General features: G+C 46.3%; 17 protein-coding genes. 9 read left to right on the top strand and 8 right to left on the bottom strand.

The genetic code is table 11. The features are described from left to right. The first annotated feature begins 66 nt into the window (after positions 1–66). From WIG73_RS09915 to WIG73_RS09905, 3 genes are read left to right on the top strand one after another with little or no spacing between them, the layout of a single operon-like run. Positions 67–1,812: an oligosaccharide flippase family protein gene (locus WIG73_RS09915; protein WP_337400389.1), complete on the top strand. Its 1,746-nt coding sequence runs from the start codon at positions 67–69 to the stop codon at positions 1,810–1,812. A 47-nt stretch (positions 1,813–1,859) separates the two neighbouring features. Beyond that, the gene (mazG, locus tag WIG73_RS09910; protein ID WP_337400388.1) at positions 1,860–2,654 is read left to right on the top strand and encodes a nucleoside triphosphate pyrophosphohydrolase; all 795 of its coding nucleotides are present in this window, start codon (positions 1,860–1,862) and stop codon (positions 2,652–2,654) included. A 60-nt stretch (positions 2,655–2,714) separates the two neighbouring features. Continuing rightward, entirely contained in the window at positions 2,715–2,990 is a 276-nt protein-coding gene (locus tag WIG73_RS09905) for an HU family DNA-binding protein (protein ID WP_177677378.1), read from the top strand. Between the two features lie 96 nt (positions 2,991–3,086). Here the strand turns inward: WIG73_RS09905 and WIG73_RS09900 are convergent, their stop codons facing one another. After that, positions 3,087–3,869: a polysaccharide deacetylase family protein gene (locus WIG73_RS09900; protein ID WP_337400387.1), complete on the bottom strand. Its 783-nt coding sequence runs from the start codon at positions 3,867–3,869 to the stop codon at positions 3,087–3,089. A 42-nt stretch (positions 3,870–3,911) separates the two neighbouring features. Beyond that, entirely contained in the window at positions 3,912–5,234 is a 1,323-nt protein-coding gene (locus WIG73_RS09895) for a hypothetical protein (protein ID WP_337400385.1), read from the bottom strand. 227 nt (positions 5,235–5,461) lie between these two features. Between WIG73_RS09895 and WIG73_RS09890 the strand changes: the two genes are divergently transcribed. Beyond that, the gene (locus WIG73_RS09890) at positions 5,462–5,785 is read left to right on the top strand and encodes a helix-turn-helix domain-containing protein (RefSeq protein ID WP_177680200.1); all 324 of its coding nucleotides are present in this window, start codon (positions 5,462–5,464) and stop codon (positions 5,783–5,785) included. Positions 5,786–5,820: 35 nt separating this feature from the next. Here WIG73_RS09890 and WIG73_RS09885 read toward each other — a convergent pair whose 3' ends face one another. Then, positions 5,821–9,642: a carbohydrate binding domain-containing protein gene (locus WIG73_RS09885; RefSeq protein ID WP_337400382.1), complete on the bottom strand. Its 3,822-nt coding sequence runs from the start codon at positions 9,640–9,642 to the stop codon at positions 5,821–5,823. Between the two features lie 226 nt (positions 9,643–9,868). Between WIG73_RS09885 and WIG73_RS09880 the strand changes: the two genes are divergently transcribed. Next, positions 9,869–10,516 carry a CopG family transcriptional regulator gene (locus WIG73_RS09880; protein WP_337400381.1) on the top strand — a complete coding sequence of 216 codons (648 nt, stop codon included), beginning with the start codon at positions 9,869–9,871 and terminating at the stop codon, positions 10,514–10,516. 30 nt (positions 10,517–10,546) lie between these two features. Beyond that, positions 10,547–13,156 carry an ATP-dependent chaperone ClpB gene (gene clpB / locus WIG73_RS09875; RefSeq protein WP_337400380.1) on the top strand — a complete coding sequence of 870 codons (2,610 nt, stop codon included), beginning with the start codon at positions 10,547–10,549 and terminating at the stop codon, positions 13,154–13,156. Between the two features lie 43 nt (positions 13,157–13,199). Here the strand turns inward: clpB and WIG73_RS09870 are convergent, their stop codons facing one another. The 3 genes from WIG73_RS09870 to WIG73_RS09860 form a co-directional block, all read right to left on the bottom strand. Next, positions 13,200–13,982 carry an amidohydrolase family protein gene (locus tag WIG73_RS09870; protein ID WP_337400379.1) on the bottom strand — a complete coding sequence of 261 codons (783 nt, stop codon included), beginning with the start codon at positions 13,980–13,982 and terminating at the stop codon, positions 13,200–13,202. A 76-nt stretch (positions 13,983–14,058) separates the two neighbouring features. Continuing rightward, positions 14,059–15,117, bottom strand: coding sequence for a Gfo/Idh/MocA family oxidoreductase (locus tag WIG73_RS09865; RefSeq protein WP_337400378.1), 1,059 nt, complete (start codon positions 15,115–15,117; stop codon positions 14,059–14,061). After that, entirely contained in the window at positions 15,114–15,962 is an 849-nt protein-coding gene (locus WIG73_RS09860) for a sugar phosphate isomerase/epimerase family protein (RefSeq protein WP_337400377.1), read from the bottom strand. Before WIG73_RS09860 ends, WIG73_RS09865 begins: the two co-directional genes overlap by 4 nt. A gap of 155 nt (positions 15,963–16,117) precedes the next feature. On the opposite strand from WIG73_RS09860, the gene WIG73_RS09855 reads away from it, so the two are divergent. The 3 genes from WIG73_RS09855 to WIG73_RS09845 all read left to right on the top strand — a co-directional run bounded on the left by WIG73_RS09855 (position 16,118) and on the right by WIG73_RS09845 (position 18,351). Beyond that, positions 16,118–16,954 (top strand): AraC family transcriptional regulator, encoded by an 837-nt coding sequence (locus WIG73_RS09855; RefSeq protein WP_337400376.1) that lies wholly within the window; start codon positions 16,118–16,120, stop codon positions 16,952–16,954. Between the two features lie 158 nt (positions 16,955–17,112). After that, positions 17,113–18,204 (top strand): sodium ion-translocating decarboxylase subunit beta, encoded by a 1,092-nt coding sequence (locus WIG73_RS09850; protein ID WP_249310913.1) that lies wholly within the window; start codon positions 17,113–17,115, stop codon positions 18,202–18,204. A 12-nt stretch (positions 18,205–18,216) separates the two neighbouring features. After that, entirely contained in the window at positions 18,217–18,351 is a 135-nt protein-coding gene (locus tag WIG73_RS09845) for an oxaloacetate decarboxylase (RefSeq protein ID WP_249310914.1), read from the top strand. 38 nt (positions 18,352–18,389) lie between these two features. On the opposite strand, the gene WIG73_RS09840 is transcribed toward WIG73_RS09845, so the two are convergent. Together WIG73_RS09840 and WIG73_RS09835 are read right to left on the bottom strand one after the other, a co-directional pair. After that, positions 18,390–20,585 (bottom strand): DHHW family protein, encoded by a 2,196-nt coding sequence (locus WIG73_RS09840; protein WP_337400375.1) that lies wholly within the window; start codon positions 20,583–20,585, stop codon positions 18,390–18,392. A gap of 18 nt (positions 20,586–20,603) precedes the next feature. Further along, positions 20,604–21,995, bottom strand: coding sequence for an MBOAT family O-acyltransferase (locus WIG73_RS09835; RefSeq protein WP_337400374.1), 1,392 nt, complete (start codon positions 21,993–21,995; stop codon positions 20,604–20,606). Positions 21,996–22,036 lie beyond the last annotated feature (41 nt).

Below are 22,036 nucleotides of genomic sequence, written 5' to 3'. Positions count from 1 at the left end.
GTCCAGACAGCAATAAATTAAATAGTGACATGCTATCATATCTTCCCCTTGAAAGGATGACAGAACTTGAAGGAAATTAAGAAACAATCGTTTATGGAGGGCGCGGCGGTTTTGGTTGTTGCCCATTTGGTTGTAAAAATAATCGGCGCATGCTTTAAAATACCTTTAGCCAACATTTTGCACGAGACGGGAATGGCCTTTTTCACCCGGGCCTATAATCTCTATGCCGCCATGTTCGTTATGGCGACAGCTGGTCTGCCTGTGGCCGTTTCCAAAATGGTGTCGGAAAGCCTGGCCAAAAAAAACTACGGCGAGTCGAAAAAAATTCTCAGAGCCGCGGTAATTTTGCTCACCATCATCGGTGCGGCAGGTACCTGCGTGCTGTTTTTCGGTGCGCGCCCCTTTGCCGAAGGAGCGTTTAACTCACCCGGCTCTTATCTTAGCATTGTGGCCATTTCTCCCGCAATTTTGTTTATCTCTATGCTGTCAGCTTTCCGGGGCTATTTTCAGGGCCATTCCAACATGATTCCCACAGCCTATTCCGAGGTGTTAGAGTCGGTTGCAAAGCTTGTTATCGGCCTTGCAGGCGCTTACTTTTTAATGTCGGTTTCTGTGGAACTGGCAGCGGCGGGTGCGGTGTTCGGTGTAACCCTGGGCGGCCTTTTTGCCCTGCTGTTATTGGTGTTTTTCTACTATAAAAACAAAAGAAGCACCCCATCTTACAACACAACTGCGGCTCGCTCCACCAGCACAATTTTTGTAAAGCTCTTAACCATTGCCGTGCCCATTACCATTGGCGCGGCGGTGATGTCGTTAACCAACGTTATCGACACGTTTATGATAGGAAACCGGCTTCAGGCAATTTCTGTTACGCCGGATTTGTTCCGCACACTGACGGAGTTTTTCGGTGTTAACCCGCAAGACGCCATGGTGGGGGCCAACATCTCTCACGAGGCAGCGGATGTGATGTATGGCTCCTATTCGGGCTATGCCATGTCTTTGTTTAACCTGCCGCCCTCCATTGTCACGTCCATCTCCATGAGCATTGTGCCTGCCATTTCTGCGGCGTTGGCAATCAGCAACAAATCTCAGGCTAGGTTACTCACCGAGTCCTCCATTCGGATTACGACGATTTTCTCCCTGCCCTGCGCCATTGGCCTGGCTGTTTTATCCACGCCGATTTTAATTTGTCTTTATAATAATGCCCGGGCACAGGACACGCTGACGCTCCTTTCCCTGGCAATTGTGTTTGTTTGCACCGTTTCTGTTTCCACCGCCATTTTGCAGGCGGCGGGCCACGTGTTTATTCCCGTGCGCAACATGCTCATCGGCGGACTGTTCAAGGTGGTTTCAAACTATGTTTTAATTGCCGTGCCTGCCTTAAACATTGGCGGCGCTCCGGTCAGCACCTTTTGCTGTTACCTCTTAATTGCAGGTCTGAATCTTATGTCCATCAAAAAAATTATAAAGCCAAATTTCAATGTGCGGGATTTTATTATCAAGCCTTTCATATCGGCCTTGATTATGGGGCTGATTGTATATTTGTCGTTTAACGTGGCGGCGGGACTTTTAGGCTGCCCCTTAATTGATTTGTCCGTTCAGTTCGTGCCGCAAAACGCGCCTGTTACCCCTGTGCTCTCCAGCGTTCGGTTTAAAACCATCATTGCACTGGGAATCTCCATCTTTATCGGTGTAATTGCCTATGGCGCGGCCATTCTTTTGCTCCGGGCTGTTCAAAAAGAAGACATTGAAATGCTTCCAAAGGGCAAAAAAATTGCAATATTTTTGCAAAAACATAAGATTTTATCGTAAATTTCACATATGCTAACGAAAAAAGTGCAGAAATTGAGGAAAAAACAATGAATTTTACAAAAAAGGACTATACTTTTGAGGATTTAATTGATATAATGAAAGTACTACGAGGTGAGAACGGTTGCCCTTGGGACAAGGAGCAAACCCACCAGTCCATTAAATATTGCCTCTTGGAAGAAGCATGCGAAGCAATGGAGGCATTGGACGAAAAACAACCGGACAATTTTGCCGACGAATTGGGCGATGTTTTGCTTCAGGTCGTGTTTCATTCTGAAATGGCGGAAGAGGAAGGCAACTTTTCCATTCAGAATGTTTTAAATCACATTTGCAAAAAGTTGATTTCCCGTCACACACACATCTTTGGAAACGACAAAACGAACAACACCACAGAAGCATTGGACCTTTGGGAGGAGAATAAAAAAGCGGAAAAGGGCCTAAAGACCCAGACAGAGCTGATGCGCGACGTTTGTTCCTATCTGCCTGCTTTAATGCGCGCCCAAAAGGTGCAGAAAAAAGCTGCCCAGGTGGGGTTCGACTGGGATGATTTCACCGGAGCATTTTGCAAGCTCACAGAGGAAGTAAACGAGCTGAAAGCTGCAGCGGCAGAACAAAACGCAGAGCATATGGAAGAGGAACTGGGCGACCTTTTGTTTTCTGCAGTGAATGTGAGCCGTTTTTTAGAGGTGAATCCGGAGGAGGCTTTAAAAAAGGCTACCGATAAATTTTTAGCGCGTTTTGAAAAAATGGAGCGCGCCGCTATAACGTCCGGCAGGGATCTAAACGGCATGACCCTCGCCGAGATGGACGAATTGTGGAACCAGGCAAAAGACGGGCGGATTTAATTGTTTATTTTATAGCCGTTTGGCTATATTAAGATTATTATACTAATAGGAGGAAGTAAAATGAACAAGACAGAATTAGTGTCGGCTATGGCTGAAAAGGCTGACGTAACGAAGAAAGACGCGGAAAAGGTGCTCGGCGCTTTTATCGATGTTGTGGGAGACGCATTAAAGAAGGGTGACAAAATCCAGCTTGTAGGATTTGGTACCTTTGAAACAAGAGAAAGAGCCGCAAGAGAAGGCAAAAATCCTCAGACAGGCGAGAAGATTAAAATTGCTGCCTGCACAGTACCTGCTTTTAAGGCTGGCAAAGCGTTAAAAGACTTAATTGCAAAATAAAATTGTAACCGAAAAAGAAGGGAACAGCAAAAGCTGTTCCCTTTTGGTTTTTAATAAGACCCCCTTCCGCAATGCGGAGGGGGGTCGGTTTGGTTTCTACTTTGCCAGAAGATTTTTCAGCGCAGCGCCCTTCCAGCGGTTTATTCTGCCGTGAGGTACTCCCGGGTAAACAGGCCGTTTTTCATCGCTGGTGAAAGTTGCGGTAAAGCCGGCGTTTCTTAAGGCGCGGTCTGTATCTGTGTTGTAAATCCCATTCGGATAGGACAGCACAGCCACCTTTTTTCCTATTATTTTTTCGAGAATATTTGCGCTCTTTAAAAAGTCATCTGCTATCGGCTTAGGATTCTTACTGTCAAAACTCTGCTTGAGTTCGGCAACAGGCATGTTGTGTAAGCCATAAGAATGGCTGCCGATTTCCACCACATCTAATCTTGAAAGCGCAGACAGGTGTTCTTTGGCGATGTGGTCCTCCATACCGATTTTTGAACCAATTACAAAAAACGTAGCTTTGGCGCCATACCGTTCCAGAACAGGCTTAGCAAAATAAAAATCGCTTTCATATCCGTCGTCAAAAGTCACGGCAACATAGTTCCCCCGAGGCCTCTTACCGCTTAAAACATCGTCAACTTCAGAGGCAAAACAAAACGTATAGCCGTTTTCCTTTAAAAATCGGATATCCTCCTCAAATGTTTTTGAAGAGATGCAAAATGCATTGTTTGCATCAGCCGGGTCGTCTGAAATTTTGTGATACATCAGAACCGTTACACTGCTTTTCCCAGCAGGCTGCGGAGCATTTGACACAGCCCGCACAGCAGCGCTGACCGGCGCTGCGGAAAACAGCAGGAACGCCGCAACCAGAAATGCTGCAAGCTTTCTCAATGCTTTTCCTCCTTCACAGCAATTCAACAGGTCAGAATTCTGTTATTCCGTAAATGTGTAAACCGCACCGGGCACAAATGCGTCAAAATCACCCAGCGAATGGTTCACGCGGCTGATGGAATAAATAAACTCATCCGGGCCGCGGCCTGTTCTTCTCCACAGCTCAATTGCGGTGTCGGTAACCTTGATGTAAGAATTGGCATATTCACCGGTGGGAATTCTTAAAACAGGCGAGCCGTCGGCGTTATATGCCGGCTTTCCGTCAATATATTTCCACTCAATGATGTTAAAAGGATTGCTCGCCATGGGATAGTTTGCAAGATCTGTTCCTAAATCCATCCAATTCACATATCTCCACTCCACATTGGGCGTAGCCTTGCCATTGGTGTAACGATAGACTCTGGGCGTATCGTTTCTGCCGTCTAAAACCAGGCCGTTCACAACCAGATACTGATATTGCCTGTAGGGCTCCTCCATCTCATAGGACAGCGGCGTCCATGCAACTTTCGCGCCGCCATACCGAACAACATCCCAGTCCCAATTCCAGCCTTTATCGCTGTTTGCAAGATACAGCGCGGCAACATCCTTTGTGGGATTGTCGTTGTGGAATGACGGACCCGTAACAAATTTCGACTGAATGGCCCCCACCTGCGATGCAATTTCCTCATCAGACACAACATACTGACCATTGACGTCAATAGCGCTCAAATTGGCGTTGTGGAAAAACGTTCCTTCGGTGATTTCCCGGGTGTTATAGTCATAGTCAAAAATTTTGTTATTTACGCCAAAAGTTTCATACATGGCTGCTACCTCAGGCGAAACAAACCTTCCGTTTAAATCGAAATTAGCAACGCCAAACGCCTGAAAGGAGTAGGAAACCTGAGCATTGCGGTTGGTAGGCGAAAGCAGCACTGCTTCTACACTTTCATTTTCGCCAAAATCCCACGACCAGCCTTTGCCGGGAATGTTTGTCTGCTGGCGCTGATAAATTCTATGGCCGCCTGTTGCCGGATCGACACAAACTTCCCACATGTAGTCCTTAAACCGGGTTTCCCACTGGGGAAACTGATTATTATAACGGGTAATTTTCTGATATGTACCTTCCAAATAGAGCCTGTCGTAGCCGGCATGAGGATAGTTATACTCATACCCTTCAAACCGCCACTCCACACTTTCCGGTGAAACGGGATCAATTTTCGACTTTGACGTGAAATAGCCGTTTACCTTTTCGTTGTAAATTTTACCAATGTTGTTCAGGTCTCTTGTGTCATATCCTGCAAAGTACCACTCTGCAGAAGCAGAAACCGAACCGAAAGCCATTGCCGCGGCAAGAAAAACGGCAATTCTTCTCTTTTTGAATTGCATATGAATTCCTCCCATAATGAATTTAAATGATTTTTTCTTCTAAACGGACTGTGTATTTTATTTCCGTTCATCAAAAACCTTATTCAGATTATAGCATACAAAAATTCCATTGTCAACACATTTTGTGTTATTTTTTTATATTTAAATTCATTTTGTTTCATAATAATGTTATCAAAAATTTGTTATGCTATAATGAAGTGGGATTATTCTATCTTGGGAGAAACAATATGTTTAGTGAACGTCTTCGCTTTTTGCGGGAAACCTCCGGGTTGTCACAAATTGAATTAGCCAAAAAAATTGGCGTTGCCGCTTCGACCTACCGGAATTATGAAAACACATCCCGGGAGCCAAATTACGACACTTTGGTAAAAATTGCGTCGGTTTTGGAGGTAAGCACTGATTTTCTGCTTGGCGCCCAGCAGTCCGAAGCGCAAAACGACCGTCTGATGCTGGCCATTTCCCAGCTTCCGAAAGAGGCCATGCCTTATCTCTATGACTATGTGAACTATCTCGGATTTAAATATCGTATTATAGATGGAAAAAAAAAGTAAAGGGAACAGCAAAAGCTGTTCCCTTTTTTTTGTTGCTATTTTACCGTTACGGTTGTTGCAGTGGTTTTTAAAATGCCCTGTTCAATAAAGTAATAGGTGATTTCTGCTGTTCCCGGCGCCCGGGCAGTTATCACGTTGTTCTCCACCGTCGCAACCTGTTCGTTGCTGCTTCTTGCATACATTTCCAGTCCGTTTACGGTGTAAAACGCATTTTTTACAGTGAAGCACACAGGATTGTTTAAAACGCTTTCACCGGTTGTAAGCGTTAAACTTTCAACGTTTTCGACCCTCTGCAGGCCATATTTAAAATTTTGCCGATAGCCGGCCGTAATGCCCGACCGGTTAATGATATCTAACGCTTCCTCCGGCAGGTGTCCCTCAGAGATTAAAATTGCCGGCTCGTAAACGCAGTTTGTTCCCCTCATTAAGTCGTTGGTGGTGGTAGCGTAGTTTTGGGAATATGTGTTGTCGTGAATGGAGGATGTGTGCACATGCAGCCATCTTGGTTCTAACACAGTGCTTCCGCTGCCTCGCCAAACCGGATTCGGTGAAAGGTCAATCACATTTTTTGTCAGCGACCAGAAAGCCGAGCCTTCGTCTGTGTAAAGCGCGCCATACTGGTTTCCTACATCGTAAATATAGTTTTCGCTGATAATGTTGGGGTTTTCCCAGGTTCCGCCGGTCATCCCCAGCGTATAAATAGCGCCGCCGTCAAAAATTCTGTCGTTCATCACATCATGAATATAGTTGTTCACAATTTTTAAGTTCACCGTTCCGGCGCCGCTTTCCTCTAACGACGCCCAGCCATATCCGATATGCATACCGCTGTAGGGCATGCCATAAAGCTCGTTGTTGGCAATGGTGGTGTTCTTCGGAAAGCCAGCCGAAATGGCTGCGGCGGACATAAAGTCCACCCCGATTTTATGAATATAGTTGTTCTCTATGGCGTTATCCGTGATAAAATACTCCGAATCGGTGGGATTTACCACCTGGCTGTTGTCCGATTTATTCTGGGGATCTCCAAGATTTACCGCCCCGGCTGAAAGCTCATAAAACTCGTTTCCCACGATGTTACAGCCCTGGATCGCGTCTGTCAGCCTCAGCGCCGTCGTACCCAGACGGTTAAAGTCGCAGTTTGTAAAATTAACGTTATGAGCGTTTTTCACCTCAACGGCCCCGTCCACAAGCCGATCTCCGTTCTGGCGGATATGGTTGTTCTGCGCGTCGGAATGTCCGTTTTCCGTGCTGGGCCGATTCCAGGTGGAATAGGCAAATTCAATGTTGTCAAAGGAAATGTTTTTAATAGGTTCTGAAACCGATTTTCCCTCAATGGCAACCAGCTTTTCTGTTGTAGGCAAAATTACCCGGGCCGTGTCTAAATTTTCAAAGAAGCGGGGCTTGTAATAAACATACCCATCAACAGAATCCAAATACCACTCGCCCTCTTCGTCTAAAAGCTCTAAAGCGTTTTCAATATATTGCGGCACGGTTACGCTGGTGCCGCCCTTGTTGCTCATGGCTTTCCAGCCAACTGCGTCCATAACTAAGGTGATGGTTCCGTCGCCGTTGTCCTGAATTTCCGACACCTGGCACCTGGGGTTGGTCCACTTTTCATAAAACACCAGTTCAATATCGTCAATGCGGCGGAAATCTTTTAAAGAAACGTCTGAGGTTTTAATTCCCAGCGGCGTTGTTCCGTCTTCTGCCTTCACGTTCTGAGCGTTTTGCAAGGGGCCTTCATTTCTGGCTTTAACGGCCCGCACACCATTTACAAACAGCTGGCGCGACATGGTTCCCACCGGCACCTTTGCCCGGTAAATCCCTTTGTTCTCGTCATACAGCTGAAATCCTGTTACGTCGGTTCCGCCTGTGAACTGCGCGCGGTCGGTTTTATAAAGGGAGGTATAAACTAAGTTTACGGATTCGCTGTAGTCCCGCTCCCCAAATTGCAGTGTGCTAGAAATTTTATATTCACCGGGATAAAAAACTACATAAACGTCTGTTTGTGCAGTCTTAATCAAATTCCGAACTTTATTTTTTGCCTGGGACAGCGTGGCCAAAGGCGCTTCAAGCGAGCCGGAATTAGACGATTTTCCGTTCACCGGATCTACATAAATATAAGTTCCGCCCTCTGTTTTTTCTATTTTGTCCTCCGCTTTTAGCGGGCTTAAAGACGTCTCGCCCCACAAAAACAGTTTCGCGCTTTTTGCTTCGCCGTCTGCGTTCACGGCCAGCTCGGCGGAAGTTTCGCCGGCTTCATTTATTGTGCATAGTTTCTGGGTTGTTTCTAAAAGCTGTCCGTTTTTCCCATAAACCGCCGCCACCGCAAGGAGCGTGCCTTCCTCCGGGTTGTCTGTTAAGTAAGAAACCGTTCCTGTCAGCTGTTTTATGTCTTCATTCCAAATGTTTTCACGAAACTCCGCAACAGCCTTTTTTGCATAATCAGAAGAAACAGGTTTTGTAATGTGGATGTCCGTTGTCACAGGCTTCCCTACGTTTCCATAATCGTCTGTGGCCTGCACCACAAGTTTAAGCGAATTTAAGTTCACCTTTGGACCCAGCAGACTGTGAAATTGGCTGGTTGGCTCTTTACCGCTTTTCACAATTGCATAGTCTCCCTCAAAAGGAACAATCACCCGATAAACGCTGTGGCTCACCAGCCCGCCGCTGACCGAGGCATATCCGCTCACGCTTCGCGTTTCAATTACGCCGGAAAGATAGCTCACACTGTTTAAAATGTCACTCTGGCCCAGTTCCGTAACCGTCAGCTCGTCCACCGCATAGGAAACCTGCTGCTGGCCGTCTCCCGCTCTGAAATAGAAATTCGGTTTTACGCTGTCTTCCGTCATTAAACTGTTGCTATACGTCATTTCATAACGCTGCCACTCCTCGGAGAGATAGAGATTATTGGGGTCCGTGATATACTCATAATTCGGAACGTTCTGATCCGTCTTCCGCTTCGACCGGTCTAAAATAAACTGCATCTTTTGTCCAACCGCCTCGGAACTGGTAGCCTTGGCCCAGAAAGACACAGAATAGCTTCTTCCAAAGCGAATATCCACCTCCGGCTGCGTAATGGTTCCCCAGTTTGACTTGACGCGAATATTCACCGCCGAACCGGTGCCGTTTGCCCCAGGAGTTATTTTTGTAACTTCAGCCGAATTGCCAAAACTCCAGCCGTTTAAAAAATCCTCGTCCTCAAAACTGCCGTTTGTGATGAGCTCGCCTTCTTGGGGAACATATTTTTCCCGCGGCATAATCACAAAATCGTCCATGACATATTCAATCACGCCGGAGGCCATTGTCTCACTCGGTCTGCCTGAACCGATGCGAATTTCTGTCGAGCCGATGGGAATGGTTTCAAAGTCCCCGCCGCCAACCTTTCTGCCCATACCGTCACATTCAAAAACTGCCGACACCTTCACCCACTTGTCTTTTTGAAGGCCCGCGTTTTTTACAGCTATGTCGCGGTACAAAGACGTTTTTCCGTCCGCTTTCGACAGGTTATAAATAATAAAGTGCACCTCGTCCTTTAAAGGGGTTTCCGCTACTTTAATCCACACGGAAATGTCGTATGTATAGTCCTTTTTAGAACCGAAGTCATAGCTCACCGAGCCAAAATCCGAGCTGGTTTTCACATGCATGGCACCTTTTGAATTTCCTGCCGTGTCGCTTGCCGTTACCTCTGGCTTGGTGGTTGCTCCTACCACCTTTGCCGTTTCCCCCAGCGTACCGTTTTCATAGTCTTCTAAAACGAACATTGCGCTGTCCGTTGCCGCATCCTTGCCCAAAGCAGGTATTACCGGAAAAAGCGGCAAAATCAATGCCAAAATCAAACACCAAACAATTTTTTTCATTTATACGTCTCCCTTCTGAATACATATTTTATAATGTCATTATACCATTTTAAGGACAGCCCGTGCAACACATATCTTGCTGTGTTCCAGTCCATTTTATGATAAATCTTGCACGTTTTCATTTTAGAATAAATTGTAAACTCGTTATTAATATTATATAATCCGCTTGACATATTATGAACTATGCCGTATAATAAAATTAACCAAAAGAAAGGCGGTGCCATTGATGAAAAAAAGCGTATATAGTCTGGTTTTAAGCGACGACGTGGTAACCGCGGCAGACAAAGCGGCCGCAAAGCGCGGCTTAAGCCGCAGTGCGCTGATAAACGAAGTTTTGGCCGCGCATCTCTCCTGTACCACACCGGAAATGCGTATCCGCGATATATTTGAAAGTTTGGAGCAAATTGCCCTGCAGGATAATTTCAGAATGAAGCAAAAACCATCGGACGCAATGATGTCCCTGTTAAGCTCTCTTTCTTATAAATATAACCCCACTGTGCGCTATTCTGTGGAGCTAACCCACAAAACCAGGCACGCAATCGGCGTGCTAAAAGTCAGCTTCCGCACCCAGAGTGAAAGCTTTACCGACGCGCTGGACGGATTTTTTTACGTTTTTTGCCAGCTTGAGAAATCTTTTGCACCAGAAGGCGTAAACTATAAAACAGAGCCGGGCAGGTTTTCCCGACTTTTGGCCGTGCCGGAGGGGTTGGAATATTCCGCTGGGGAAACGGGCAAAGCAATTAAAGACTTTATCACGATGTTCGACACAGCTTTAAACGCATATTTCGGCTGCTTGCCCAACGCAGAGGAGGCCGTAGACGCCGCAGCCGCAGTTTATCGAACCTATTTAAAACAAACCAAATTACGAATTTAATGAATTGAGAAAAGAAAGGGGATTTGACCTATGAATGCACAAAAATTAACACAAAAATCGCTGGAGGCAATCCAAAATGCGCAGAATAAGGTGATTGAATATTCCAATGCGCAAATTGAGGAGGAGCACCTGTTTTACGCCTTAATGGAAGACGCCGACGGCCTGATTTCACAGCTTTTAAAAAAGATGAACATTGATGACGGAGCCGTCCGCCAAAACAGTTTAACCGCCATTGAGCGTTTGCCCAAGGTTTCCGGCAGCGGCAGGGAGTCGGGCTCGGTGTATGTGTCTCAAGACGTGGACAAGGTTTTGGTAAACGCCGAGAAAAAGGCGGACCATATGAACGACGACTATGTTTCGGTTGAGCACATTATGCTGTCCATCTTAGACAGCCCAAACCCGGCGGTAAAAGAGATTTTAAAACGCTTTCAAATTAAATCGTCAGAATTTATGAAGGTTTTGGCCACAGTGCGGGGCAACACCCGCGTGACCTCCGACGCGCCGGAGGCCACCTACGACGTTTTGAAAAAATACGGCCAGGATTTGGTGGAGCTTGCAAGAAACAACAAGTTAGACCCCGTAATCGGCCGGGACAACGAAATCCGCAACACCATCCGCATTTTGTCCCGTAAAACGAAAAATAACCCGGTTTTAATCGGCGAGCCCGGCGTGGGTAAAACTGCCATTGCCGAGGGGCTTGCCCGCAGAATTGTTGCCGGCGACGTGCCGGACAACTTAAAAGACCGGCAGATTTTCTCCCTTGACATGGGCGCGCTGGTTGCCGGCGCAAAATTCCGCGGCGAATTTGAAGAACGTTTAAAAGCGGTTTTGGAGGAAATTCGAAAGAGCGAAGGGAAAATTATTCTCTTCATTGATGAGCTTCACACCATCGTGGGTGCAGGCAAAACAGACGGCGCAATGGATGCCGGAAACCTTTTAAAGCCCATGCTGGCAAGGGGTGAACTGCATTGTATTGGCGCAACCACTTTAAATGAATATCGCCAATATATTGAAAAAGATGCTGCCTTAGAGCGCCGGTTTCAGCCTGTTTTAGTGGCAGAACCTACCGTGGAGGACACTATTTCCATTCTTCGTGGCTTAAAAGAGCGGTATGAGGTTTTCCACGGCGTGAAAATTCAGGACGGCGCGCTGATTTCCGCCGCGGTGCTTTCAAACCGATACATTTCCGATCGGTTCCTGCCAGACAAGGCCATTGACTTAATCGACGAGGCCTGCGCCATGGTGCGCACAGAAATGGACTCTATGCCTGCAGAGCTGGACGAAATTTCAAGACGGATTATGCAGTTAGAAATAGAAGAGGCCGCCTTAAAAAAAGAAAGCGACAACCTGTCGAAAGAACGGCTTTCTGAGCTTTCGGAGCACCTTTCCAAGCTGCGGGAAAGCTTTAAGGAAATGAAAGCCAAATGGGAAAACGAAAAGGTGGCAATTAACAAGGTGCAAGGTTTGCGGGAAGAAATTGAAAAATTAAATGGCGAAATTGAGCAGGCGGAACGCAGTTACGATTTAAACCGCGCGGCGGAATTAAAATATGGGAAGCTGCCCGAGCTGCAAAAAGAACTGGAAAAACAGGAAGAGTTAGCAGAACAGACCCAAAGTAATTCGTCCAGCCTGCTCCGCGACCGGGTAACCGACGAAGAAATTGCAAAAATTGTTGGCCGCTGGACGGGAATTCCCGTTTCCCGTCTGATGGAGGGTGAGCGCGAGAAGCTTCTGCGCCTGCCGGAAATTCTGCACAAACGGGTTATCGGCCAAGACGATGCAGTGGACAAGGTTTCAGACGCAATTCTCCGCTCACGTGCCGGAATTCAAAACCCCAACCGCCCCATTGGCTCATTCCTGTTTTTGGGGCCCACCGGCGTGGGTAAAACCGAGCTTGCCAAAGCGTTGGCTGAAGCGTTGTTTGATGACGAGAACAACATCGTTCGCATTGACATGAGCGAATATATGGAAAAATACTCTGTGTCCAGATTAATTGGCGCACCTCCGGGATATGTGGGCTATGAGGAGGGCGGTCAGCTCACCGAGGCCGTGCGCAGAAAGTCTTACTCGGTTGTTCTGTTTGACGAGATTGAAAAGGCACACCCCGACGTATTCAACATTCTGCTACAGGTGTTAGACGACGGGCGCATTACCGACTCTCAGGGCCGTACGGTGGACTTTAAAAACACCATTATTATCATGACCTCCAACTTAGGCTCGTCCTATCTGCTTGAGGGCATTGACACAAACGGCAATATCACACAAACAGCAATTGACGAGGTAGAAAATTTGTTAAAGCAAAATTTCCGTCCCGAATTTTTAAACCGTTTGGACGAAATTGTGTTCTACAAGCCGCTTCTAAAAGACCAAATCAAAAAAATTGTAGATTTGATGATAGAAAGCTTACGTGCCCGCCTCCGCGACAAGCAATTAGACGTAGTTTTAACCGACCGTGCGAAGGACTATGTCATTAACGCAGGCTACGACCCGGTTTACGGAGCAAGACCCCTCCGCCGCTTTTTGCAAAGCAAGGTGGAAACGCTCATTGCAAAAACCATTATCGCACAGGATTTGCTGCCCGACACCAAAATGGTTGTAGACTACGACGGTGAAAAGCTCACCATCCGAACTGAACAATAACCATAAAAACACCCCGAAGGGCTTTCTTTCGGGGTGCTTCTTTTTAAATGCCCAACAGATGCGTCAGCGTGCCGCCAAAAATCATTTGCTTTTGTTCGTCCGTCAGCCCAAGGCCATTTAAAACGGCAATGCCGTGTTTTGTTTTTTCTGCATCGTTATAGGGAAAATCTAAGCCAAATATGCAGCGCTCCGCGCCAATTAAGTGAATTAAATCTTTCAGTCTGTTTTCGTTTAAATACCAAAATTTGTTCATTTCCCAGTCGAACACGCTGGTCAGACCTGCAAAGGTGGTTTTTGGGTTATTGCACAAAACCCCCACCGCCTGGTCAAAATAGGCATAACCACCCACGTGCTCCATGGTAAACTTTAAGTTTTTAAAATGATAGGCAATTTCATCATGCAGAATTACGTTATAATCCTGAATTCTGTGCCAGTGAATGCCTGTGTGGAACGATAGCAGGAGCCCCAGTTTTTCTGCCTGCCCGTAAACCTCAAAGGCCTTTTCACTCACCAGACTGAATTTTTGATAGGCAGGGTGCAGCTTTATGCCGCGAAACCCCAGTGCAAAAATCTCGTTTACCTGGTCTTTTATGTTTTCCTTCGAAAAATCCACTGTCCCAAATCCCAAAAGGCGGTCTTCGCCGTTTAACTCCGCAGCAAGCCAGCGGTTGGGGTTTTCCACCATGTCCGAAAAAGGCGCAAAGGCCACGGCCTTTAAAATGCCGCATTCGTCCATCAACGCTTTTAAACTGTCAACCGTCCCATCCTCCCGGAAACTTTTCGGAAACACATGGGCGTGGTTTGCTATGATGTTTACATTGCTCATATAATCAACTTCCCTTCCCTGTTTTCACCATTTTAGCACAACGAAGGTTATCGGTCAAGGCAAACTTTGCCGGAAACTATTTTAACAAATCCTGCACATGCACAGGAAGTCCCGTTTCCATAGATTTGTTGCAGGCCAAACCAAAGGCCAGCGTTTTTAAAGCGTCGCTGTAGGTGGAGCGGATTTTGCTTAGATCGCGGGACAGCACAGCCTCTAAAAAGGTTCTGTCGCACAAAAAGCCCGGGTCGCCCTCGTTTTGATAAACCAAGCCGTTTTTCGACACGCTGGATAGTCCCCCGTCCCCCTTCACCACCAGATTTCCAATTTCGTTTTCTTCCTGCTGTTGCCCGCCAAATATTTCAAAGGTGTCTAACAGCTTCATTTCACCACGTTTATCTTTGGCGCTGAAAACGGTTTTCGAGTCGAACGCATCGCCGCTTTCTGCATAGCACCCCGTTCCAATGGTGGCCAGCGCCCCATTTTCAAACCGTACCACTGTTGCACTCAAGTCGTCGGTGTCATAGTCCGCTGCCTCCACAAAGCCTCTCGCCGCCATGGAGAACACTGTTTCCGGCTCTCCCAGCACATACCGGATATAGTCCAGCTGGTGAATGGTCTGCTCCACCAACTGTCCGCCGGAAAGCTTTTTATCCTTCCACCAAAACACCTCGGGAATGGAACCAAACCGCGTGCAGTCCACAAAGGGGATGGGGTTTTGCCTTACAAACTCCTTAATATGCTCTGCAAGCATGTCATACCGACACTGAAAGCCCACCGCTGTAACAAGCCCTTTTTCTGCCACCCGCTTTTCAATGGATTTTGCAAGCTCCATGTCTAACGTCAGGGGCTTTTCCACAAAAAAGTCGATGTTTCGATTGATGAGTTCTTCTTCAATTTCGCCGTGACAATAGGGCGGCACGCACACAAACACCGCGTCTGGTTTTACTTCCGTAAGCATAACGCGAAAATCTGTATAAGCCGTTGCGCCCCTGCCGGTTTCTTGCGCAAACTTTTCCGCCCTTTCCAATATTAAATCACAAAAGCCCGCTAACTGTGCGATGTCGCCAAAAGTGGTTAAATGTGATAAATGATATTCTCCAATACCGCCACAGCCAATCATTGCTACTTTCATCATAACAAAGCTCCTTTCAAAATGGCGTCCTCCTGAGCAGACACCTCTTTATAAAACGTCAGCATTTCGCTGTATTCCCTTGTGGGAGATACCTCTGCCGTCAAATATCCGTCATACCCAACAGCGGAAAGCGCCTCCGTCACAGCCGGCCAGTTGATGTCGCCGGAAAGCAAATCCACAAAATCGCCGCCGCTGTTCAGGCCGCCGTTCCGTTTAAATCCCTTTACGTGAATTCTCTGAATCCTTTTTCCCAAAATATGAATCCACGAAACCGTGTCAGAAAACGCAACGGTGTTGCCCACATCATAATAGGCTTTCATATAGGGGGAATTCAGCCGGTCGATAAAGGCCGCCATGTCGTTCGGCGAGGTGAAAAACCCGTTCCACACGTTTTCTAAACATACATAAATTTGGCTATCCTCAATTTCCTGCTTCATTTCCGAGAGGGCCAGATAAGAAGCCTCAAACGCCTCCTTTAAAGACGCACCTCCGGAAACATCCAACCCGGGAACGCACAGCACACTATCAGTTCCCAGCGCGTCTGCACAAATCATCTGTTTTCTTAAAATATTTTTGCCCTTTTCCCGCTCTGCTGCGTCTTTTGCTCCCAATGTGCCATTGTAAAGCGAGGTGGAAACGCTGGCAATTTTTAAACCAAACTGCGCGGCGGTTTCGCGGATTTTAAAAAGCTCTGCCTCGCTTGTTTCCATGGTTAATGAGTGGGCCGAATGGCCCGGTTCGTCCACATTCAGTTCCACCGCTGCAAAACCGCAGGCAGAAAGGTGGGAAAACATTTCTTCAAAGCTTTCGTCGGCGGCTGCCGACCATGCATTCATAGATTTTTTCATATTTCTCCTCCTTGCACACAACAAATATTTCATTTTTACTTGATTTTTTTCTTCCGTTCCCTTACACTAATAATATAGCACCAAACTTTATTTTTTTCTATGCACACAGCAAACACACTTATGGACAAAACAACGATTTTAACGAGGTAAGTTTTATGGACAACAAAGCCTATTACACCGACGACATCGACATTGAGAACGGCAACCGCTGTCTGACCGACAGGCCGCTGTATGTGAACTGCGCCGGGGTTTGCTCCTTTGAGGTCGATTTTTCCGGCGGCCATGAAAAGGGCCGGGAAGATTTTTATTTAATGTATCTGTGCCGCGGGGAGCTTAGCGTTGCGTTCGGCGGCAGAAACTGTGCTTTCAAAAGCGGCCAGCTCATGATTTTTCCGCCGAAAACGCCCTGCATGTATAAAAACAAGCCCGGCACCCATGTGGACTATTTTTGGCTGCACTTTACCGGGACAAAAGCGGAAGCGCTTTTGAAAAACGCACGCCTGCCCTTAAACAGGCCTATAAACGTTTCGGTAGACGAGCGAATTTTAAGTGCCTTTCAGCAGTTATTTGCAGAATTTATGGAGCGGGACTTTCTGTTTCACACCTCTATTGTTTCAAAGCTTGTTGATGTGTGCACCCTGTTTGGCCGGGCGGCAGCTTCCCTGTTAGAGGAAAACAGGGACGGAGTTACACTGAGTGCTTCCCTTCGGTATATTGACGAGCACTACGCAAAACCCATTTCTGTCAAAGACCTGGCAAACCTGGAGCACATAAGCTGCGGCCATTTCCGAGTGTTGTTTAAACAAAAAACCGGCATGACTCCAACCTACTACATTACAGCCCTGCGCCTTCGGAACGCCTGCGTGCTGTTAAAGCAGACCGATTTAACCGTAAAAGAAATTGCGCTAAGTGTAGGCTTTTCGGACCAGATGTATTTCACACGGGTTTTCACCAAGCAGTTTGGCATACCTCCAAAGGCGTTCCGCCGTTAAGATCGCGCAAAACATGACATTTTCCAATTGACACCAATTTGGGCGCATGGTATAATAAATGTAGTCGTTGCGCTGCGCGCACCGCAAACGCAATCATTATTTTGCTTCATCATAAAATAATGAGAATGTTTTTTAATTTTTAACGGAGGTTTTATTCAATGGAAATACTTTATTCAAACTTGCTGCAGTTAACCTGGCAGCAAGCGGTAATGTGGGTTATCGGCGGTGTTCTGATTTACCTTGCCATAAAAAAAGACATGGAGCCCACATTGCTTTTGCCCATCGGCTTTGGCGCGATTTTGGTAAACCTGCCGAATTCCGGCGCTGTGGAAACGGTAAAAACTTTGTTTGAGGCCGGTATTTCAAACGAGCTGTTTCCGCTGATACTGTTTATTGGCATTGGTGCAATGATCGATTTCGGCCCGCTTCTTTCCAATCCTAAGCTGATGATTTTCGGTGCGGCGGCACAGTTTGGAATTTTCTTCACTCTATGTTTGGCGTCCATGTTTTTTGACATTAACGACGCGGCATCCATTGCAATTATCGGCGCGGCAGACGGCCCCACGTCCATTGTGGTTGCCAATGCGCTGCACTCAAAATACTTAGGCGCCATTATGGTGGCGGCATATTCTTACATGGCCTTGGTGCCCATTATCCAGCCCCCGGTTATCCGTGCTCTCACCACTAAAAAAGAGCGTTTAATCCGTATGCCCTATGAACAAAAATCGGTTTCCAAACGCACAAAAATTCTGTTCCCAATTATCATAACCGTCATTGCGGGACTGGTTGCGCCGGAATCAGTTGCTTTAGTAGGATTTTTAATGTTTGGCAACTTAATCCGCGAATGCGGCGTGTTAAACTCCCTTTCCGAAACGGCGCAAAAAGTTTTGGCAAACTTAATTACTATTTTCTTAGGAATTACCATTGCATTTAAAATGCAGGCGGCCGATTTTTTGGCGGTAGATACGCTGATGATTTTAGGATTAGGCCTTGTGGCGTTTATTTTTGACACAGCCGGCGGCGTTTTGTTTGCAAAGTTTTTAAACCTGTTTTTAAAGAAAAAAATCAATCCCATGATTGGCGCGGCGGGAATTTCGGCTTTCCCCATGTCCGGCCGTGTGGTTCATAAAATGGGCTTAAAGGAAGACCCGCAGAACTTTCTTTTAATGCACTCCATCGGTGTAAACGTTTCCGGGCAGATTGCTTCGGTCATCGCCGGCGGATTGATTTTAAACTTTTTCTTGCGTTAGGAGGCAAAAATTATGACATTTCGCCCTTTTGAATTTATAGCTAACTTAAAATATATGGGAATTGGCATGCTGAGCATTTTAATCGTTATCGGCGTCATCATGCTGGTTACAATTATTTTAAACAAAACATCTAAAAATAAAGACTGAATAAAAAGAAGCCCCGCGTAAAATAACGCGGGGTTTCTTTACTTTATAAACGCTTTTATTTTGCTTTCCAGTTTTCCATAGTCATCTGCTATGCACACAACAACCAGCTTATCGTTTGCATAAATAAAGGGGCGGTTCAGCTTTGGCATTTCCTTCGGAATATAATTCTGAAAGCTGTTTTTCCTGCTCTCAATGTAGTCTTTTGCCTTTTGCTTTACTTTTGACCCGTCGCCTTCATCTTTCACCTCAAAAACGGCGATTTCCTCTGCCGTGGCTCCGCCTCCGCGGTAGCCTGCGGCGTTTGCCAGCATAGATTCATCCAGCCCGTATGATGCATACAGCACGCGCCTGCTGATTTCTCCCAACGAGTCGTGAAACGCCACGTTCTGCAAAACCATTTGAGCAAGGCCTTTAATATCTATGTCGGTTTTCAATTCTTCTTCGCTTTCACCGCCTGCTCCGTCTTCTGCCGAAGCTCCCACCGTGTGGGTTTTTAAATAGTCCAGCCATTTTAAATAATATTCTTTGTTTAAGTGCGTCCCATCGGTGTTGCTGCCGGAAATTAAGTTCCCCTTATCGTCGGTAACCGCCCGGGTTACATCAATGTAATAAACCTCTTTTTCCTCTGCCAGCGCAAGCAGCGCCTGATTATACCGTTTAATTTCGTCGTTTTTTAAATAACCGCTCTCCTGCTCCTGCTCAGATACGGGCAGAATGGACTGAATATAAACAATCGCGCCAGGGTTATGCGTTTTCACCGTATCAATCAGCGCGCCATACTTTTTAATAAACTTTTCCTTGTTAGATTCCACCACATATTCATTTGCGCCCAGCATAATATAAACCTTTTCGAATCCGCCCTGCTGAATCCGGTCCATTATGGTGCCGCCGCCGGGTGCCTGTCGGGTGTTTAAAGCGTCAATGGTCATAGACGTGCCGCAGAGAAACTCCGCGTCAGGCAGATTGGCATAATCTTTCAACCCGTCGGTCAACGAATCGCCGATAAATGCGGTGTTTTTAAAATATCCGTCACCAACCGGCTTCGTGCGGAACACCATACCAACGCCCTGGTTTAAATAAGCGGAATTTTCCGCATAGGCCGCCGTTTTCTGAATGGTTTCGTCCGACATGAAAGAAGACGCACTATATAAAAACAAAACGTCTTTCACGTCGTTATCGCCCATGTATTTAATAATATCATCGTTATAATAGCGAAGGTCAATCATGTGAATTGTTTCAAAATGGTTTGCTAAAAACGGAACGATGCTGTGGGCATAAGAATCTTTCAGCACCACCAGGTTTTTCCCGTTTTTGTTGGGACTTTCAATTACGGTTAAGGCGTGGTTTCCGTCCAAAAAATAGGAGTATTTGTCCTTTTCTTTCAGATGGGCAGGAAAATACATAGAGTCCGCCTCTGTGCCCTCATAGGGGAACTTCACCTTAAACCGCGGCGTTTCCAAGGGACGGTAGTCACAAATAACGTCCGGCGTAGTCTTTTTTAAGGATTTTGAATAGGTTGTGCCCAGAAACTCTCTTGACACGTCTGAAATTTTAAAATCGTCGCCGCTCAGCGGTATGAATCCCAGCGTCTTAGCCAAATTATGATACACCACATAGGAACCGTTGGAGGTTAAATGGTGGTCTGTACGGTAGTATAAATAGTCATCCTTATGCTTTCTTAACAGCTCCGTGGGGTCGGCATAAACAATACCCGTGCCTGCAAATGCGTCGTTTAGTTTTGCGTTCAGCTTTAAAATGGTGTCGCGGTAAACGTTTTTAGGCAGATCGTCTTTTAAAATTTCATAGGCCGGGGGTACCACCGAAACTGTTACATTATACCGGTCTGTGTTATAAAGGGTTTTCACCGCACTGATGTTTTGTTCAATCAGCCCGTCGTTCAACGTTTTGGGTTTTTCCATCAGATAGCCGTTTTTACATACATAAACGCCGTTGTTCTCTTTTTTTCCCATAAGATATTCCATTTTCGACTTAAACACAACAAAAAAATTGCGAAAGGCAAAATGGTCGCTTACATAAGCTTCCATGTCTTTCATATATTGTCCGCTTAAAACGCTGTTTGCGCTTAATTCCGGAAATTTTTGCAAATAACGGTTTTCCAGCTGGGAATATTCCTCTTTGGGCTGGAGAATGTTAAACAGCACCAGCACTAAAAAACTGAACACAAAAATACTGTTAAACCGCCTGCAGGCGTTTCTTCGTTCATGCTTATTCAAATTTCTCCCTCCCCTGCTTTAAAATCTGAAATATAAAAACGGGTTATAGCCTGCGTCCACCAAGTAAGCCGTACACAAAATCAGCGCAACAGCAACGGGAATTACGGCGGCTGCCGGGCTTTTTTGAACAAAGCGCCTGCCAATTTTTGCCCCAAACGGCAACGACGCTGCCGCGGCGATTACTAGCAGCACCATGTTGGACAAAACGTCGTAAAAGAACATTGGCGAAACCGCGCCTGCGCCGGAAAAGCCGAACATCACCTTTAAATATCCAATGCTTTCCGTTAAGCTGTCAGACGCAAACAGCACCCAGCCAATGAGCACGAAAAAGAGTGTGTAAACCGTTCCCACCACCTTAGGGAGCTTGTTCAGCAGTTTTGCCAAAACATCCTTCTCCAGCATTAATAAAAGGGCGTAATAAAGCCCCCATGCCAAAAAATTAAAGCTTGCACCGTGCCAGAAGCCTGTTAACACCCAAACAATTAAAATGTTTAAGTGCGCACGGCCTCTGCCTGCCCGGTTTCCGCCCAGCGGAATATAGACATATTCTTTAAACCACGTGCTTAAGGAGATGTGCCATCTGCGCCAGAAATCTGTAATAGATTTTGAAATGTAGGGATAGTTAAAATTCTGCTCAAACTCAAACCCGAACATGCGGCCTAAACCAATTGCCATGTCGGAATAACCGGAAAAGTCAAAATAGATCTGAAACGCAAAGGCGATGATGCCCAGCCACGCCGAAAGCGCCGAAAGCTCAGGCAATGCCGTTGCATGAACAGAGTCCCACAAAAGACCAATGTTGTTGGCAATCAGCACCTTTTTGGCAAGCCCCGCGGCAAAGCACATAAGTCCCGACGAAAACCCTTCTATGGTTTCGCGCCTGCTGGTGAGCTGCTTTTCAATTGTGCTGTAGCGCACAATCGGCCCGGCAATGAGCTGGGGAAACAGGGTAACATAGGTGCCGAAATTGATAAAATTCTTCTGCGCCGCAACCTTGCCGCGGTACACGTCGATTACATATGACATGGTTTGGAACGTGTAGAACGAAATCCCAATGGGAAGTGCAAGATTTAGGTAGGGAATATCCCAGGGCAGCGCGGCATTTATAAGTCCCAAAAAGAAGTTGGTATATTTAAAAAACACCAAAATTGCCAGGTTCACCACAACAGAAATGGTTAACACCCGCTTTTTTTGTGCCTGCTGTTCCGTTCGTCCTATTTTTCTGCCTGCAAAATAATTAAACGCGGTGGAAAACAGCATGAGCGCCACATACACCGGCTCGCCCCAGGCATAAAAAATCAGGCTGCCCAAAAACAGCACAAGATTTCTGTGACGTTTGGGCGCCAAAAAATATACCGCCAAAATGGCAGGCAGAAAATAAAATATAAAGAAAATACTGGAAAATACCATATGTAACCTCAAACAAAAATTTTTGTCCTATATATTTTACC

It is taken from the genome of Congzhengia sp. (assembly GCF_037235575.1).
Lineage (GTDB): Bacteria > Bacillota > Clostridia > UBA1381 > UBA9506 > Congzhengia > Congzhengia minquanensis.
The sequence above is the reverse complement of the archived record's forward strand: the minus strand, read 5'-3'. Positions and strand labels throughout refer to the sequence as shown.

Coding starts and splice junctions, on each gene's coding strand:
- WIG73_RS09880 (WP_337400381.1), top strand. CDS start 9,869: ATGAAAAAAAGCGTATATAGTCTGGTTTTAAGCGACGACGTGGTAACC.
- WIG73_RS09845 (WP_249310914.1), top strand. CDS start 18,217: ATGACATTTCGCCCTTTTGAATTTATAGCTAACTTAAAATATATGGGA.
- WIG73_RS09855 (WP_337400376.1), top strand. CDS start 16,118: ATGGACAACAAAGCCTATTACACCGACGACATCGACATTGAGAACGGC.
- clpB (WP_337400380.1), top strand. CDS start 10,547: ATGAATGCACAAAAATTAACACAAAAATCGCTGGAGGCAATCCAAAAT.
- WIG73_RS09885 (WP_337400382.1), bottom strand. CDS start 9,642: ATGAAAAAAATTGTTTGGTGTTTGATTTTGGCATTGATTTTGCCGCTT.
- WIG73_RS09835 (WP_337400374.1), bottom strand. CDS start 21,995: ATGGTATTTTCCAGTATTTTCTTTATATTTTATTTTCTGCCTGCCATT.
- WIG73_RS09870 (WP_337400379.1), bottom strand. CDS start 13,982: ATGAGCAATGTAAACATCATAGCAAACCACGCCCATGTGTTTCCGAAA.
- WIG73_RS09850 (WP_249310913.1), top strand. CDS start 17,113: ATGGAAATACTTTATTCAAACTTGCTGCAGTTAACCTGGCAGCAAGCG.
- WIG73_RS09865 (WP_337400378.1), bottom strand. CDS start 15,117: ATGATGAAAGTAGCAATGATTGGCTGTGGCGGTATTGGAGAATATCAT.
- WIG73_RS09890 (WP_177680200.1), top strand. CDS start 5,462: ATGTTTAGTGAACGTCTTCGCTTTTTGCGGGAAACCTCCGGGTTGTCA.
- WIG73_RS09895 (WP_337400385.1), bottom strand. CDS start 5,234: ATGCAATTCAAAAAGAGAAGAATTGCCGTTTTTCTTGCCGCGGCAATG.
- WIG73_RS09905 (WP_177677378.1), top strand. CDS start 2,715: ATGAACAAGACAGAATTAGTGTCGGCTATGGCTGAAAAGGCTGACGTA.
- WIG73_RS09860 (WP_337400377.1), bottom strand. CDS start 15,962: ATGAAAAAATCTATGAATGCATGGTCGGCAGCCGCCGACGAAAGCTTT.
- mazG (WP_337400388.1), top strand. CDS start 1,860: ATGAATTTTACAAAAAAGGACTATACTTTTGAGGATTTAATTGATATA.